The sequence below is a fragment of the Paracoccus sp. S4493 genome (assembly GCF_000967735.1).
Classification (GTDB): domain Bacteria; phylum Pseudomonadota; class Alphaproteobacteria; order Rhodobacterales; family Rhodobacteraceae; genus Paracoccus; species Paracoccus marcusii.
The window spans coordinates 23,839-38,930 of sequence record NZ_JXYF01000009.1 but is presented as its reverse complement, the minus strand read 5'-3'; the positions used below and the strand labels follow the sequence as shown (position 1 = coordinate 38,930).

At 68.7% G+C, this 15,092-nt stretch carries 15 protein-coding genes; 2 read left to right on the top strand and 13 right to left on the bottom strand.

All coding sequences use genetic code 11. From position 1 onward, the window contains the following. The first annotated feature begins 49 nt into the window (after positions 1 to 49). Together TW83_RS02255 and TW83_RS02250 are read left to right on the top strand one after the other, a co-directional pair. On the top strand, positions 50 to 301 hold the full coding sequence (locus TW83_RS02255) for a hypothetical protein (RefSeq protein ID WP_157001314.1): 252 nt from the start codon (positions 50 to 52) through the stop codon (positions 299 to 301). Between the two features lie 98 nt (positions 302 to 399). Then, positions 400 to 732, top strand: coding sequence for an RcnB family protein (locus TW83_RS02250; RefSeq protein ID WP_162198023.1), 333 nt, complete (start codon positions 400 to 402; stop codon positions 730 to 732). Here TW83_RS02250 and recN read toward each other — a convergent pair. The 13 genes from recN to ftsW form a co-directional block, all read right to left on the bottom strand. Further along, the gene (recN, locus tag TW83_RS02245; protein ID WP_045981150.1) at positions 729 to 2,375 is read right to left on the bottom strand and encodes a DNA repair protein RecN; all 1,647 of its coding nucleotides are present in this window, start codon (positions 2,373 to 2,375) and stop codon (positions 729 to 731) included. The two genes, TW83_RS02250 and recN, sit on opposite strands and share 4 nt — an antisense overlap. Before the next feature lie 28 nt (positions 2,376 to 2,403). Further along, entirely contained in the window at positions 2,404 to 3,252 is an 849-nt protein-coding gene (locus tag TW83_RS02240) for an outer membrane protein assembly factor BamD (protein ID WP_045981149.1), read from the bottom strand. Between the two features lie 135 nt (positions 3,253 to 3,387). After that, positions 3,388 to 4,323 carry a UDP-3-O-acyl-N-acetylglucosamine deacetylase gene (gene lpxC / locus TW83_RS02235; protein WP_045981148.1) on the bottom strand — a complete coding sequence of 312 codons (936 nt, stop codon included), beginning with the start codon at positions 4,321 to 4,323 and terminating at the stop codon, positions 3,388 to 3,390. A gap of 227 nt (positions 4,324 to 4,550) precedes the next feature. Then, positions 4,551 to 6,146: a cell division protein FtsZ gene (gene ftsZ, locus TW83_RS02230; protein WP_045981147.1), complete on the bottom strand. Its 1,596-nt coding sequence runs from the start codon at positions 6,144 to 6,146 to the stop codon at positions 4,551 to 4,553. Between the two features lie 222 nt (positions 6,147 to 6,368). Next, the gene (gene ftsA, locus TW83_RS02225) at positions 6,369 to 7,703 is read right to left on the bottom strand and encodes a cell division protein FtsA (protein ID WP_045981146.1); all 1,335 of its coding nucleotides are present in this window, start codon (positions 7,701 to 7,703) and stop codon (positions 6,369 to 6,371) included. A 3-nt stretch (positions 7,704 to 7,706) separates the two neighbouring features. Next, positions 7,707 to 8,657, bottom strand: coding sequence for a cell division protein FtsQ/DivIB (locus TW83_RS02220; RefSeq protein ID WP_045981145.1), 951 nt, complete (start codon positions 8,655 to 8,657; stop codon positions 7,707 to 7,709). Further along, entirely contained in the window at positions 8,645 to 9,580 is a 936-nt protein-coding gene (locus TW83_RS02215; protein WP_204245710.1) for a D-alanine--D-alanine ligase, read from the bottom strand. Before TW83_RS02215 ends, TW83_RS02220 begins: the two co-directional genes overlap by 13 nt. A gap of 147 nt (positions 9,581 to 9,727) precedes the next feature. Continuing rightward, positions 9,728 to 10,663: a UDP-N-acetylmuramate dehydrogenase gene (gene murB / locus TW83_RS02210; protein ID WP_045981143.1), complete on the bottom strand. Its 936-nt coding sequence runs from the start codon at positions 10,661 to 10,663 to the stop codon at positions 9,728 to 9,730. Positions 10,664 to 10,708: 45 nt separating this feature from the next. Then, positions 10,709 to 11,056, bottom strand: a complete 348-nt coding sequence (locus tag TW83_RS02205; RefSeq protein ID WP_045981142.1) for a hypothetical protein — start codon at positions 11,054 to 11,056, stop codon at positions 10,709 to 10,711. After that, complete coding sequence (locus TW83_RS02200) at positions 11,053 to 11,355, bottom strand: DUF2484 family protein (RefSeq protein ID WP_071209459.1); 303 nt, start codon at positions 11,353 to 11,355, stop codon at positions 11,053 to 11,055. Before TW83_RS02200 ends, TW83_RS02205 begins: the two co-directional genes overlap by 4 nt. Continuing rightward, on the bottom strand, positions 11,352 to 12,773 hold the full coding sequence (murC, locus tag TW83_RS02195) for a UDP-N-acetylmuramate--L-alanine ligase (protein ID WP_045981141.1): 1,422 nt from the start codon (positions 12,771 to 12,773) through the stop codon (positions 11,352 to 11,354). Before murC ends, TW83_RS02200 begins: the two co-directional genes overlap by 4 nt. Next, positions 12,770 to 13,855 (bottom strand): undecaprenyldiphospho-muramoylpentapeptide beta-N-acetylglucosaminyltransferase, encoded by a 1,086-nt coding sequence (gene murG / locus TW83_RS02190; RefSeq protein ID WP_045981140.1) that lies wholly within the window; start codon positions 13,853 to 13,855, stop codon positions 12,770 to 12,772. Before murG ends, murC begins: the two co-directional genes overlap by 4 nt. After that, on the bottom strand, positions 13,855 to 15,018 hold the full coding sequence (gene ftsW / locus TW83_RS02185) for a putative lipid II flippase FtsW (RefSeq protein ID WP_045981139.1): 1,164 nt from the start codon (positions 15,016 to 15,018) through the stop codon (positions 13,855 to 13,857). Before ftsW ends, murG begins: the two co-directional genes overlap by 1 nt. Positions 15,019 to 15,092 lie beyond the last annotated feature (74 nt).

Here is a 15,092-nt window from a genome sequence, read left to right as displayed (position 1 = left end):
TATGCGGTGGCGAGCCTGCGAACGGGGTGCAGCCATCATGGACCGGATCTTGCAACGTCTCTCCACCGCCCTGCTGATCGGCGCATGCGCGCTGGTCCCTCAGGACGGCTTTGCCCAGCAGCGCCCCACCGTCGGTGAGGTGCCGGCGCCCGAGCAGGTTCGCCAGATCGACAAGCCCGGCGCCGTGGGCCTTGGGCCGCAGCTGCCGGGCAGCGTCTATGCCGTCGTATCGGGCCATCTGGTCCGCATCCAGATCGGCAGCGGCAAGATCCTGTCGATCCTGCGGCCCCTGCCCGACTGAACGTGGCAGTTCCGCATCGGCATGCCTGCCATGCGGCGTCGCAGCGGAACCCGTAAGGCAATCCCGGGTTGACCCGTTGTAACTGATCCGAGGATATGATGACGCCGCTGCACCCCCTTGCCGCCGTGGCGGCCGGGACAATGCTCGGCCTCGCCGCCCTGACCGCCCCCAACACCACGCCGACCCGTGGCCTGCAGGCCGTGCCGGCATGTACGACGGAATGTCTGGGCGGGCATGCGACCATGCCGATGGTCGGTGACAGGGTTCCCGAGGACCAACTGCATCGTGTCAGCGCGCCGGGCCGCTATGGTCTGTCTCAGGCGCCCGATGGTGACAACTATGCCGTGGTCGGTGGCCATCTGGTGCGGATCGATGCCGATAACGGGCGTATCCTGTCGGTGCTGCGACCCGCACCGCGGATTCTGGACTAACCGTCCAACAAGGCGCGCGCAGCCTCGGTGGCGGCGTCGGTGACACGGTCGCCCGACAGCATGCGCGCGATCTCGGCCACGCGCTCGGGTTGGGGCAGCGGCGTGACGGTGGAGGTGGTCATCCCGTCCGTCACGGATTTCGACACGCGGAAATGCACCGCGCCCAAAGCCGCGACCTGCGGCGAATGAGTGATGACCAGCACCTGCGCACCATCCGCCAAATTCTGCAGACGGCGGCCGACGGCATCGGCGGTGGCCCCGCCGACCCCGCGATCGATCTCGTCAAAGATCATGACCAGCGCGTCGTTCCCCCGCGCCAGGCAGACCTTCAGCGCCAGCAGAAAGCGGGACAGTTCGCCACCGGAGGCGATCTTGTCCAGCGGTCCCGACGGTGCGCCCGGGTTGGTCGCCACCGTGAACGCGACGGTATCGCGCCCGTCCGGCCCGGGTTCGGCGGGCGACACGACGGTGCGAAAGACCGCACGTTCCATCTTCAGCGGCACCAATTCAGCGGTCACGGCGCGGTCCAACCGGGTCGCGGCCTCGGTCCGGGCGGCGGTCAGCGCATCGGCCGCGGCATCATAGTCCGCCTGAGCGTCCCGCGCGGCACGGCGCAGGTCGCCCATCCGCGCCTCGCTGGCGTCCAGACGCTCCAGCCGGTCGCGCAGTTGCTGCGCCAGCCCGGCCAGATCGTCGGGCAGGATGTCATGCTTTCGCGCCAAGGCACGCAGCGCGAACAGACGCTCCTCGGTCGATTCCAGCGCGTGCGGATCGAAATCCAGCGCGGCCAGCGTGTCCTCGACCCCGCGGGTGGCCTCGCCCAGCTCGATCAGCGCGCGTGACAGGGCGGCCAGGGGCTCGTCCAGTCGACCTTCGGCCTGCTCGGATGCGCCCTCCAACCAGCGCGCGGCGTCGACCATCGCGCCTTCGGCACCGTCTCCCGCCAGCATCTGCAGAGCGCGCGCCACGTCATCCCGGATGCGCTCCGCGCCCTGCATGGCGCGGCGCGCGATGTCCAGGCGCTGTTCCTCGCCGGGTTCGGGGGCCAGCTTGTCCAGTTCCGCCACGGCGTGGCGCAGAAACTCTTCTTCCTGCCGGGCGGCGGCCAACGCGGCCTCGGCCTCGGCCAGCGCCCGGTCCGCATCGCGCCGTGCGGCCCAGGTGCGGCGGACCGCCGACAGGTCCATCGCGCCGAACGCGTCCAGCAGGGTGCGATGCCCGCGCGGATTCAACAGCCCGCGGTCGTCATGCTGCCCGTGCAGCTCGACCAGGACCTCGGACAGCTGCCGCAGAACCTCGCCCGACACCCGGCGGTCATTGACCCAGCCCGTCTTGCGCCCATCCAGCGTGTTCACGCGGCGCAGGATCAGTTCGTCGTCATCGATCGTGATCCCGGCCTCGGCCAGCAGGGCGCGGGCGGGATGAACCTCCGGCAGGTCGAACACCGCCTGAACCTCGCCCTGCGCCGCCCCCTGGCGGACCAGTTCGGCGCGGCTGCGCCAGCCCAGAACGAACCCCAGGCAATCCAGCAGGATGGACTTGCCAGCGCCGGTTTCTCCGGTCAGCACGTTCAGGCCGGGGCCGAACGACAGCTCCAGCCGGTCGATCAGCAGCATGTCGCGGATGTCCAGCGATCTCAGCATGGGCCACGGCCCCTGCGCACGGCCTGCATTACAGCCAGCGTCCCTGGATGGTCTGGCGATAGACGTTGGTCAGCCAGCTGTCACCGCGCACCTCGGCCGACAGGCCGCGGCCGCGCAGCTGCCGGAACGCGTCGTCATAGAAGGGCGAGGACTGGAAGTTGTGTCCCAGGATGGCGCCCGCCGTCTGCGCCTCGTCCAGCAGTCCAAGGGCCAGATAGGCCTCGACCAGACGCAGCAGCGCCTCGGGGGTCTGGGTGGTCGTCTGGAACTCCTCGACCACCACGCGGAACCGGTTCACCGACGCCGCGTAATGCCCCTGCTTCAGGTAATAACGCCCGATCTCCATTTCCTTGGCGGCCAGGTGATCGAACGCCAGGTCGAACTTCAGGATCGAACTGCGGGCATATTCGCTGTCGGGATACTGCTCGATCACCGTCCGCAGCCCCTGCAGTGCCTGAAAGGTCAGGCCCTGATCGCGACCGACGTCATCGATCTGATCGTAATAAGACAGCGCCAGCAGATACTGTGCATAGGCCGCATCCTCATCGGTCGGATAGGTGTCCAGGAACCGCTGCGCCGCGCCGCGGGCCTCTTCGTAATTGCCCGCCTTATGGTTGCCATAGGCCTGCATGATCAGCGCGCGCTTGGCCCATTCGGAATAGGGATACAGCCGCTCGATCTCGCTGAAATAGACGACGGCATCCTCGGGATCGCCGCTGTTCTCCAGCTCGAACTCGCCCCGCTTATAGATTTCCTCGGCCGTAAAGCGGTCCAGATTCTGCTTTTGCGCCGCGTCCCGGTTGCCGCCGCAGCCAGTCAGGACAACGCCCGCCAGCACCGCAGCCACCACCGAAGCCGAGATTTTCGAGCCCGCCATCTTTATCCTGCCCTACGATTTGCCGATGCGCTGCCCGCGTGCGGGCGGCGCTGCCGGGATCCTCTAGCACAGAACATCAGGGGGCGCAAAATGGCAATCCGTTGAATTCGGCCAAGGTCCCGGTGCCCCGCACCGTCACTCGGCCGCAAAGGCCGCGGCAAGTTCGGGGCGTGCATAGTCGGCGACACCCGCACCCGGCAGGCGACCTTCCAGCTCGGGCGTGCACCGCTCCCAGGTCCATGCGGTGGGGTCGGCGAACAGCGCCCGCAGCAGGCGGTTGGTCATCGCGTGACCCGCGCGGTGGCCGGTATAGCGCGCCAGCAGCGGCGCACCGGCCAGTGCCAGATCGCCGGTGGCGTCCAGCATCTTGTGGCGCACGGCCTCGTCCGCGTGACGCAGACCGCCCGGCGACAGGACGCGCCCGCCATCGACCACGACCGCGTTCAGATAGGTCCCGCCCAGGGCCAGGCCGTTGCGGCGCATCGCCTCGACATCCGACGCGCGGCAGAAGGTGCGGCTGTCGGCCAACTCGCGCAGGAACGCGCCATTGGCCATGTCCAGACGCTTTTCCTGATGCCCGATCGCGGCGTCGGTAAAGTCGATCTCGAAATCGATCTCCAGGTGGTCGGCGGGCGACAGGCGGGCAAAGGCTTCGCCCTCGCGGACCTCGACCGTGCGCAGGACGCGGATCGCGCGCAGCGGTGCAGCCTGACGCGCGATGCCGGTGTCCAGGATCGCGTCCACGAAGGGCGCGGCCGAACCGTCCAGAATCGGAATTTCGGGCCCATCGACGGTGATCAGCGCGTTGTGGATGCCCGTGCCGGCCAGCGCAGCCATCACGTGCTCGACCGTCGAGAGGGTCACACCCCAGCCATTGTCCAGCAGCGTGCACAACTTGGACGGCGTCACATGGTCCCACAATGCCGGAATGTCGACCGCAGGCGACAGGTCGGTGCGGCGAAAGACGATCCCGTGGCCGGGCCGTGCGGGATACATGACCAGACGCGCGGGCGCACCGGAGTGGAGCCCGACGCCCTGCAATGTCACCGTGTCTTTCAGCGTCGCCTGCATGATCTGCCTGCCTTCGGATTCGTCGTGGGGCGCACTTGCCCCTTCTGTCACTCCAGCTAGGTCCGGCAGTGAACGCATTCAATTAACGTTTTGTAACGGGGTGAAACATTCCCCTGCCCTGCCCTGCAACCCGATGGCCGTTTTCGCCCAAGAGGTTGACTGGCAAAGGGAAAGGGCCGCTTTGCAGCGGCCCTTGCAACCAGCGGATGTGCCGGTTTCGTGATCCGTCAGTTGGCCTGACGGCGCAGGAAAGCCGGGATCTCGACATTGTCCTTGCCGTTCGAGTCGGGGCTGGCCAGATCGTCGAAGTCGGTGTCGTGCTGGCGGGCGCGGACGGCGACGCGGTCGTTCACACGCTCGGCGATCGAGGATGCGGCCGGCTTGGCGCCGCCCGGCTGGTCGTTGCCATGGCCTGCCATGCGCTCCAGCATGCGGCCCAGACCGCTCATCCGGCTGGTGGCGGGCTGTGCCGGCTGCTGCTGCGGCTGTGCGGGGACGCGACCGTGGTTGTCCACGGCGCGGCGCAGGCGGTCCATCACCTCGGGTGCGGGCTGGCCGGCACGCGGGGACTGCGGCGCACGGGGCGCGACAAAGGCCGACGCGTCGTCGTCGATGCGCACGGCGTTCTGGCGGGCGCTGTCCTTGGGCTGATAGGCCGGCTGCGGCATGTCGTCCTCACCGCGCGGGTCGTGGCGCGGGGCCTCGACGCGGGCCGTCTCGGCAGAGGATGCGATCGGGGGCGCCACGCGGCGCGCCGGGATCGCCGGCTGCTCCTCGGCGGCGGCACCGACCTGCGGGTTCTGGGTCAGCGGCGCAGCCATGCCGCGGCGGGGCGAGGGAACCTCGGCCACCGCGACGGCGGCGTCGATGCCGGTCGCCACGACCGAAACGCGGATCGTGCCGTCCATGTCGGGGTCCAGGGTCGAGCCGACGATGATGTTGGCATCGGCGTCCACCTTGTCGCGGATGACGTTGGCGGCCTCGTCCAGTTCGAACAGGGTCATGTCATAGCCGCCGGTGATGTTGATCAGCACGCCGCGCGCGCCGTTCAGGCTGATCTCGTCCAGTAGCGGGTTGGCGATGGCACGCTCGGCGGCTTCCTGGGCGCGGTTCTCGCCCGAGGCCTCGCCGGTGCCCATCATGGCCTTGCCCATCTCGTCCATCACCGACCGCACGTCGGCGAAGTCCAGGTTGATCAGGCCCGGCTTGACCATCAGGTCGGTCACGCCCTTGACGCCCTGGTACAGCACGTCGTCGGCCAGCGCGAAGGCGTCGGTGAAGGTGGTCTTTTCGTTGGCCAGCCGGAACAGGTTCTGGTTCGGAATGATGATCAGCGTGTCCACGACCTTCTGCAGGGCCTCGACGCCCTCCTCGGCCTGGCGCATCCGCTTGGTGCCCTCGAACTGGAAGGGCTTGGTCACCACGCCGACGGTCAGGATGCCCATCTCGCGCGCGGCCTGCGCGATGATCGGCGCCGCACCGGTGCCGGTGCCGCCGCCCATGCCCGCGGTGATGAAGCACATATGCGCGCCCATCAGGTGATCGACGATGTCCTCGATCGTCTCCTCGGCGGCCTTGGCGCCGATCGTGGGCTTGGCACCCGCGCCCAGACCCTCGGTGACCTTGGGCCCGATCTGGATGCGCGAGGTCGCACGCGACTGCTGCAGCGCCTGCGCATCGGTGTTGGCGACCACGAACTCGACCCCGTCGAGCTGCTTCTGAATCATGTTGTTGACGGCGTTGCCACCTGCGCCACCGACACCGAAGACGGTGATGCGCGGCTTCAGCTCTTCTTCGTCATTCATCATCAGATTGAGGTTCATGGTGTCCGCCTGTTACCGCTGCTGCATTGGGGAGGCGGGTGTACCGCTCGAATCCCGTTTCTTAATGGTTACCGTAACAATTGGCACCAGTTCCGTCACCCGAAAAAGCCGGGCGTTTCGCAAAATCTGGAGGGGCTACCCTTGAAATAGGCGGCATCTTGCCATGTCTTCCGAATGTGGTGGGAAAACCCTTGCCCCCCCCCCAGAACCAAGGTGGTGCAATCACCAGTTGTTCTTGAACCAGCGATAGGCGCGACGCAGGCTGCGCGCGGGATACCGATCGGCCGGCATTTCGAAATCCCACCATTCATCCTGCGGATGTGCGGCGAACAGCGCCAGGCCGACGGCGCTGGAAAAGCTGGGATCGGTCAGCTGATGGGCCAGACCGTCGATGCGCAGCGGCCGTCCGCAGCGCACGTTCGGACCCAGGATGCGGGTCGCCAGCCCGTCCAGGCCGGGGATCTGGCTGCCGCCCCCGGTCAGCACGATCTGCTGGCTGGGCATCCAGTCGAACCCGGCCGCGTCCAGCACCTCGCGGACATGCTCCAGCATCTCCTCGACGCGGGGGCGCATCACGCCGATCACGTCGGCGCGGCTGACCTGGCGGCGGTCCGCCTCCCAGTCCCCGGTCTCTCCGCCGACCTCGATCATGTCGCGGTCGTCGCGGCCCGTCGCCTCGACGCCCCCGTTCAGCGTCTTCAGGCGCTCTGCCACGGGCAGGCTGACACGCAGACCCTGGGCGATGTCCTGGGTGATCAGGTTGCCCCCGATGGGCACGTGATCGGAAAAGATCATGTGCTTCTTGACGAAGATCGACACGCCGGTGCCGCCACCGCCGAAATCGACACAGGCCGCGCCCAGCTCCTGCTCATCCTCGACCAGCGACGCGCGGGCCGAGGCATAGGGCGCCGAGGCGATCCCCGCCAGTTCAAGGTCGCAGCGCCGGATGCACTGGACCAGGTTGCCGATGGAATCGCCGTCCACGGTCAGCACATGCATGTCGCAGAACAGCTTGTTGCCCAGATGGTCGCGCGGGTCGGCCAGGTTGCTGCGGTTGTCGACCGCGAAATTCACCGGCTGCGCGTGCAGCACCTCGCGGCCGCGGCCGAAATCGGGCGCGTCGCAGGCGGCCAGTACGGATGCCACGTCATGTTCGCCGACCTTGCCGGATTCCAGCACGATCTCTCCGGCCAGGCCATACGAGGCCGGCCGGCCGCCCGACAGGCAGGCGATGACGTGATCGACGCGCACGCCCGCGACCTTCTGCGCAGCGGCGACGACCGTGCGGATCGCACGCTCGGTCTCGGCCATGGTCTCGATCTCGCCGCGGCGCATCCCGCGCGACCGGGTCGATGCCGCGCCGATCACGCGGAAATTGACCTGCCCCGCCATCGGGCCCACGCCGTCGGTTTCCCGGAAGGTGCCATTGCCGTCGATGCGCAGGACCAGGCAGGCGATCTTGGACGTGCCGATGTCCAGGATGCCGATCACGCCCCGCTGCAGGGCCGCCCGGCGGATGTTACGCATCGCACGTTGCGTCTGATACAGGTCCACCATTCCTCAGCCCTCCGTCTTCTTGTCATCGGGCAGCACGCTGCCATCGGGTCCCAGCAGCGGCAGGCCGCGTGCGGTGCGTATCGTGTTGCGCGCGTCGATCCCCAACCGCAGGACGGGCCGCGTCGGGTCGCGCAGATCGACGATGGTGATGTCGCGGCCCAGCATGTCCTCGGCCCGGTCCATCGCGATCGCCGCCTCCAGCGCGATCACCGCGCCGGTCTCGGGCAGCAGGATGCGCTGGCCGTGATCCAGTACCAGGTCCCACCGCCGTTCGCCGCGCCGCACAAGGCCACGCACGCGGGGCAGGATCGGACCCGCGGCATCGAACAGGGCCAGCGCCTCGGTCGTGGCCAGGTCCGCCCCCTCTCCGGTGATCAGCGGCAGGTCGGCGCGCACCTCGCGCGAGGTCAGGCTGGCCACGCGATGACCGCCGGCGTCCAGCATGTCGATCCCGCGTGCGTGGCGCCACAGGATCGCGGGTTCGCGTTCCTTGACCACCGCCGACAGGATGCCGCCCGGCTTGATGCGCAGGTCGATGGATTCGACCGCGTCCAGCTGCAGCACCTGCAGGCGCAGCGCCGCCAGGTCGATATCGAAGCTGGAGGCCGGCAGATCCACCGGCAGCATCGCGCGCAGCGCGCGGTCCACCACCGGGGTCGCCCCCTCGATCGTCATGATGCGGACCTGGAATTCGTCGCGGCTCTGGACCTTGGTCACCACGCTGGCGACGGTGTCGTTCAGCGCGGCGCGACGGTCCTCGTCGGCCAGCCACAGCCCCCCGATCATCGCGATGGCAAAGGCCGGAAGGCCCACGCGCAACACCCGGCGGTACAGCGGCGTCAGCCACATCCGCTCCAGGCGGTACTTCAGGCGCGACGGCGCGGGGTCGCGGCGCTGCCGCGCGGCGGGCGGGGTGATCTGCTTTCCGGGACGGTGATCGATCACGACCGGCACAGCGCGTCCTCCACCATCCAGCGCATCAGCGCGGGAAAGTCGATGCCGGCATGGGCCGCCTGTTCGGGGGCAAGGCTGGTCGGCGTCATGCCGGGCTGGGTGTTCAGCTCCAGGATGATCAGCCCGTCCACGCCGCGCGTCTCGTCCCACCGGAAATCGGTGCGCGTCAGGCCGGTGCAGCCAAGCGCCTTGTGCGCGCGCACGGCCATCTCCAGGCAGGCGGCGCGGATGTCGTCGGGAATGTCCGCGGGGATCACGTGGCGCGACCCGCCGACGGTGTATTTCGCGGCGTAATCGTACCAGCCGCTGGTCAGAATCTCGGTCACGTCCAGCGCGCGGTCGCCCATGACCGTGGTCGTCAGCTCCCGCCCGGGGGCATAGGTCTCGACCATCACGCGGTCGGGCATGTCGGCGGACAGCGCGGGCGGCTGGTTGGCGCCGTCATGGACGATATAGACGCCGACGGACGATCCCTCGTCATTGGGCTTGACCACATAGGGGGGCGGAATGACATGGCGCAGGCGCACCTCGGCGGCATCGGCGGTGACGCTCTCGACCACGGGCAGGCCGGCGGCGCGGAACGCCTGCTTGGCGCGCGTCTTGTCCATCGCCAGCGCCGAGGCCAGCACGCCCGAATGGGTATAGGGAAGGTCCAGCCAGTCCAGCAGGCCCTGGACGCAGCCATCCTCTCCCCACCGGCCATGCAGGGCGTTGAAGACGACGTCGGGTGCGGCATCGGCCAGACGCCGGACGATCTCGTCCCCGCGCGCGGCGCCAAGATCGATCTCGGTTACCTGATATCCCGCCACCCGCAGCGCATCTGCGCATTCGCGTCCCGACGACAACGACACCTGGCGTTCAGCCGAGGGTCCGCCCATCAGAACAGCGACCGAGTGGGCTGTCCTGCTCGACCTGCCCGCCACTTTTCGCCTTTCGTGCCCGGTTGATCCGGGCTTGATCTGGTCCGCGCCCCCTTGAACGGAGGCGTCATGTCGCATCAGGTTACAAGCAAAGCGCGAACCGCAAAAGCTCAATTTCGGCTGTCTGCGCAGAATGTTGCGCAGCGCGCGTCAGTCCGTGTCGGGACCGGGGTCGCCGATGCGGATGACCTCCCATTGCAGGTCGTGGCCGCTCTCCTCCAGCACGCGGCGCCGGACCAGTTCGCCCAGGGCCTCCAGCTCGGCTGCGGTCGCGCCGCCGGTGTTCAAAAGGAAATTCGGATGCTTTTCCGACATCTGCGCGCCGCCCCAGCTGTGCCCGCGCAGCCCCGCCCGGTCGATCAGCGACCATGCCTTCAGGTCATGCACGTCATCCGCCTGCCCGGTCGAGCTGAACCCCGCCGGGTTGCGAAATGTCGAACCGGCGCTGCGTTCGCGGGTGGGCTGGCTTTCGTCGCGCCGTGCCAGCTGATCGGCCATCTTGGCGTGCAGCCGGTCGGGGTCGCCCGGCGCGGCACGCAGCCGGGCACTGGTGATCACCCAATCGGCCGGCAGATGCGTCTCGCGATAGCCGAAACGCAGATCGGCGGGCGTCAGGGTGACGCGTGCGCCCTGCCGCGTGACGGCCTGAGCGTCGATCAGGTGGTCGCCCACATAGCTGCCATAGCAGCCCGCGTTCATCCGCACCGCGCCCCCGATGCTGCCCGGTATCGTGCGCAGGAAAGTCAGGTCCAGCCCCGCCTCCGCCGCCCGCCGCGCGACCTGCGCGTCCAGCGCCGCGGCACCCGCGGTGACGGTGTCGCCGTCGATCTCGACGCTGTTGAAGGCGCGGCCAAGGCGGATGACCACGCCGCGGATGCCGCCGTCGCGCACGATCAGATTGCTGCCCACGCCCATCGGAAACACCGGGACACCGGGGTCCAGCGCGGCAAGGAAATCGGCCAGGTCATCCTCGTCCGCGGGCTGGAACAGCCAGTCGGCGGGGCCGCCGACGCGCAGCCAGGTCAGGCCGTCAAGGGTTCTGTCGGGGATCAGGCTGCCGCGGGGGGTGGGAAGGTCGATGCTCATGGCCTTGGGTGGTAGCCAGCGGCGCCCCATCCGTCAACCGCGGGACTAGAGGACCAGCGTCGCCGCGGCGGCCAGACCCGCGACCAGCATCGACGCCAGCGTCAGGACGATCTGGGGGCTGCGCCACGCCAGGCGGTGGCCGCGGATCCGCGCCAGTGCCAGCCCGGTCACCATGCCCAGCAGTGCGGGCAGGACGGTAAAGCTTTGCGCGACGACGGCCGCCAGGTCGTGAAAGCCCCCCTGCCCCTGCGCCGCCCGAAACAGCTGCAGCGCGATCGCCGCCAGCAGTGCCGCCAGGACCAGCAGCGGCCAGCGCAGCTGCAGCCGCGCGCTGCCCCAGGCGATGACGCCCGCGCCCGACAGGCACAGGCCCGCGATAATCCAGGGGTTCATCGCTGTCCTTCGGCGGTGTTCATGGGCGCGGGCGTGGGCAGCCGCGCCGCGCGGCGCCGCGCGGTCGGACGGCCCAGCAGCATCAGCAGACCCAATCCAAAGCCCAGAACGCCCAGACCCGGTCCCCATTCCAGCGTCAGCCAGCCCAGAACCGGGACGCCTGCCAGCACCAGGACCCAACTGGCGCGTCGCTGCCAGCGGCGGTGCAGGCGCGGGGTCAGGCAGGCCAGCGTCAGCCAGACCGCCGCCCCCGCCAAAGCCAGCAGCGGCAGGATCGCAAGATCGGGCGTGGCCGTCACGCGGCCTGGCCCTGCAACCGCGCGGGCAGCCCGTTGGCCCAGGTCGAGATCGTGCCCGCCCCCAGGCAGACCACGATGTCACCGGGCCGCGCCTGTTCGCGGACCAGTCGCTCCAGGTCGTCCTCGGACAGGATGGCGCGGGCGTGGCGGTGGCCGTGGGCGATCAGCCCCGCCACCAGGTCGTCGCGCGAGGCGCCGGGAATGGGCTCCTCTCCGGCGGAATAGACGTCGGCGATGGCGACCACGTCGGCCTCGTTGAAGCAGGTGCAGAAATCCTCGAACAGGTTCGACAGGCGCGAATAGCGGTGCGGCTGGTGGACCGCGATCACGCGGCCGGTGCTGGCCTGGCGCGCGGCCTTGAGGACGGCGGCGATCTCCACCGGGTGGTGGCCGTAATCGTCGATGATGGTCACGCCGTTGATCTCTCCGACGCGGGTAAAGCGGCGACCGACCCCGCCGAATTTCGCCAGCGCGGTGCGGATCTCGGATTTCTTGATGCCCAGGTGGCGTGCGACGGCCACGGCCGCCAGGCAGTTCGAGACGTTGTGATCGCCCGGCATGGGCAGGGTGCAGCCCTCGATCATCGGGATCGGACCGTCGGTCGCCTCGCCCTGCAGCGCGATGTCGAAATGCGCGATGCCCTTGTCATAGGTCAGGTTCATCGCCCGCACGTCGGCCTGCGCGTTGAAGCCGAAGGTCACCACGCGGCGATCGGTCAACCGACCCACCAGCGCCTGCACCTCGGGATGGTCGGTGCAGCAGACGGCCAGGCCGTAGAACGGCACCGAGGACGCGAAGTTGGTGAAGGCCTGGCGCAGCGCATCGAAGCTGCCCCAATGCTCCATGTGTTCGGGGTCGATGTTCGTGACGATCGCGATGTCGGCGGGAAGTCGGTTGAAGCTGCCGTCGGATTCGTCGGCCTCGACCACCATCCACTCGCCCGCACCGGCCCGCGCGTTCGAGCCATAGGCGTGGATCACGCCGCCGTTGATGACCGTGGGGTCCAGCCCGCCCGCATCCAGCAAGGTCGCGACCATCGTGGTGGTCGTCGTCTTGCCATGCGTGCCGGCGATGGCGATGTTGGATTTCAGCCGCATCAGTTCGGCCAGCATCTCGGCCCGGCGCACGATGGGCAGGCCGCGCAGGCGCGCCTCCTCCAGCTCGGGGTTGCCCTTCTTGATCGCGGTCGAGATGACGATGACGCCTGCGCCCGCGACGTTCTCGGCGCGCTGGCCCTCGAAGACGGTGGCGCCCAGGGTCTCCAGCCGGTCGGTGATCTTGGATTTCTTGGAATCGCTGCCCTGGACGCGATAGCCCAGGGTCAGCAGCACCTCGGCGATGCCCGACATGCCGATGCCGCCGATGCCCACGAAATGGATGGGGCCCAGCTCTCCGGGCAGTTTTGTCGCTGCGTTCATCGCGTGATCTCCTCGACGAGGTCGTACAGGCGGCGCGCCGCGTCGGGGCGCGCCAGGGTCAGGGCCGCCTGCGCCATGGCCGTGGCCTGGGCGGGGTCCGTCAGGATCGCGCGGATGTCGCGCGTGAGGCTGTCCGCGTCAAGCACGGATTCGGGATGGACATGCGCCGCGCCCGCATCGGCCAGCGCCTGCGCATTCGCGGTCTGGTGATCGCCGGTGGCGGCGGCGAAGGGGATCAGGATCGCCGGGCGGCCGATCACGGTGATGTCGGCCAGCGACGATGCGCCCGACCGGCTGATCACCAGATGCGCGGCCGCGATGCGGTCCGGGACGTCGGTGAAGAAGGGCTGAACCTCGGCCGCGATGCCGGCTGCGGCATAGGCGGCCGTGACCTGATCGGCATCCTCGGGGCGGGCCTGGTGGCTGACCTGCAGACGGGTGCGCAGGTCCGCAGGCAGGGCGGCGATGGCGGCGGGCACGACCTGCGACAGGACGCGCGCCCCCTGGCTGCCGCCGATGACGAGCAGGTTCAGCGCCCCCTCGCCCGGCGCGACATAGGGGCTGGCGGCCCGGTCCAGGACCGCGCCTCGGACCGGGTTGCCAACGTGCTGGCCCGAAATGCCCTGCGGCAGGATCGTGGGCCAGGTGCCGCAGGCCACGCGGTGCACGCGCGCCGCGAACATCCGGTTCACCCGACCCATGACGCCGTTCTGTTCGTGGATCATCCGCGGCAGGCCCATCAGATGCGCCGCCGACAGCGCCGGGATGGTCGGATAGCCGCCGAACCCGATCACGACCGACGGGCGGTCGCGCCGGAAGGCCCGGCGGGCGGCCAGCACCCCGGCTGCGATCTTGAACGGTGCCGCCAGCTTGCCCGACAGCCCGCCGCGCGCGGTGGTCGCGGATTTCACGACCTGGCGCTCGACCGCGTCGGGGAAGCCGCCGGCATAGCGCGCACCGCGGTCATCTGTAGACAGCTTGACGCGCCAGCCCTGCGCCAGCAGCAGCTCGGCCAGGGCCTGGGCCGGAAACATGTGGCCGCCGGTGCCTCCGGCGGCGATCAGGGCAAGGGGGGCGGCCATCAGCGGGACCGGCGCAGGATTTCGGCGAACTCGCCCTGCGGACGGGTGCGGGTCAGCGCCAGCAGCATCCCAAGCGCGATGCCGGACGCGATCATGGACGAGCCGCCATAGCTGACGAAGGGCAACGTCATGCCCTTGGCGGGCAGCAGACGCACCGCGACGCCCATGTTGATCAGCGCCTGCACGCCGAAGGCGCAGGCCAGGCCCGTGCCGGCGATGCGGGCGAAAGGATCGCGTTCCCGCACCAGCCGCAGCAGCGAGCGCATGACGATGGTCATGTAGAGCAGGATGATCGCCAGGACCATGATGAAGCCGTATTCCTCGGCCGCGACAGCGATGATGAAGTCGGTATGTGCATCGGGCAGCGACCATTTCACCGTCCCCTCGCCCACGCCGACGCCGAAGAAGCGGCCTTCCTGGATGGCATTCGTGGCAAAGTAGATCTGGGTGTTCGCGTCGATTTCCGATGACAGGAAGCTGTTGATCCGGCGGGCAAAGTGTTCGGACGCGTTATAGGCGAACAGACCGCCCATCCCGGCCAGTCCCGCGACGCAGACGATCAGGATGACCGGCGACCCGGCGACGAAATACATCACCAGCCACGAGAACAGCACCAGCGAGGCCTGGCCGAAGTCGGGCTGCAGGGCCAGCAGGATGACGATCGTCATCGCAGCGCCGAAGGAATAGATCCGCCCCGGAGGGCCGCCCGGTTCCTGCGCCGAGGCCATGAACCACGCGCAGAGCGCCACGAAGCCCGGCTTGAGGAATTCCGACGGCTGCACCGACACGAAGCCGAGCGACAGCCACCGCGTCGCGCCCTTTCCGAAGTCCGTGCCGATGATCGGCAGGGCCAGGATCAGCATGAAGGACACGGCAAAACCCAGGACGCCGATGCGGCGGATCTGGCGGGGGGTCAGCATCGAGATGACCAGCATCACGAACAGACCCATTCCCCCGAACACCATCTGTCGCTGGACATAGTAGAACCGCGGCAGGTTGTTCTTTTCTGCCAGGGGCACCGATGCGGCCAGCCCCAGCAGAAGACCGATGGCGAACAGGCCAAGGACGCAGGTCAACGACCATTTGTCCAGGGTTCGCCACCAGCGTGGAAGAATCGGGTCGCCCGCCCGAACGGGCGTCGTGCCGAAGACCATCTCGGTCATGGGAATACCGCCGTCACTGCCTCTGTCCTGTCCGGTTTGCCCGGATCTGGGCACAAGGATAGCGCGATTGTCGC

Excerpts from the sequence above, each read along its gene's own strand:
- TW83_RS02250 (WP_162198023.1), top strand. The coding sequence starts at position 400 with ATGACGCCGCTGCACCCCCTTGCCGCCGTGGCGGCCGGGACAATGCTC.
- recN (WP_045981150.1), bottom strand. The coding sequence starts at position 2,375 with ATGCTGAGATCGCTGGACATCCGCGACATGCTGCTGATCGACCGGCTG.
- TW83_RS02240 (WP_045981149.1), bottom strand. The coding sequence starts at position 3,252 with ATGGCGGGCTCGAAAATCTCGGCTTCGGTGGTGGCTGCGGTGCTGGCG.
- lpxC (WP_045981148.1), bottom strand. The coding sequence starts at position 4,323 with ATGCAGGCGACGCTGAAAGACACGGTGACATTGCAGGGCGTCGGGCTC.
- ftsZ (WP_045981147.1), bottom strand. The coding sequence starts at position 6,146 with ATGAACCTCAATCTGATGATGAATGACGAAGAAGAGCTGAAGCCGCGC.
- ftsA (WP_045981146.1), bottom strand. The coding sequence starts at position 7,703 with ATGGTGGACCTGTATCAGACGCAACGTGCGATGCGTAACATCCGCCGG.
- murB (WP_045981143.1), bottom strand. The coding sequence starts at position 10,663 with ATGAGCATCGACCTTCCCACCCCCCGCGGCAGCCTGATCCCCGACAGA.
- TW83_RS02205 (WP_045981142.1), bottom strand. The coding sequence starts at position 11,056 with ATGAACCCCTGGATTATCGCGGGCCTGTGCCTGTCGGGCGCGGGCGTC.
- murC (WP_045981141.1), bottom strand. The coding sequence starts at position 12,773 with ATGAACGCAGCGACAAAACTGCCCGGAGAGCTGGGCCCCATCCATTTC.
- murG (WP_045981140.1), bottom strand. The coding sequence starts at position 13,855 with ATGGCCGCCCCCCTTGCCCTGATCGCCGCCGGAGGCACCGGCGGCCAC.
- ftsW (WP_045981139.1), bottom strand. The coding sequence starts at position 15,018 with ATGACCGAGATGGTCTTCGGCACGACGCCCGTTCGGGCGGGCGACCCG.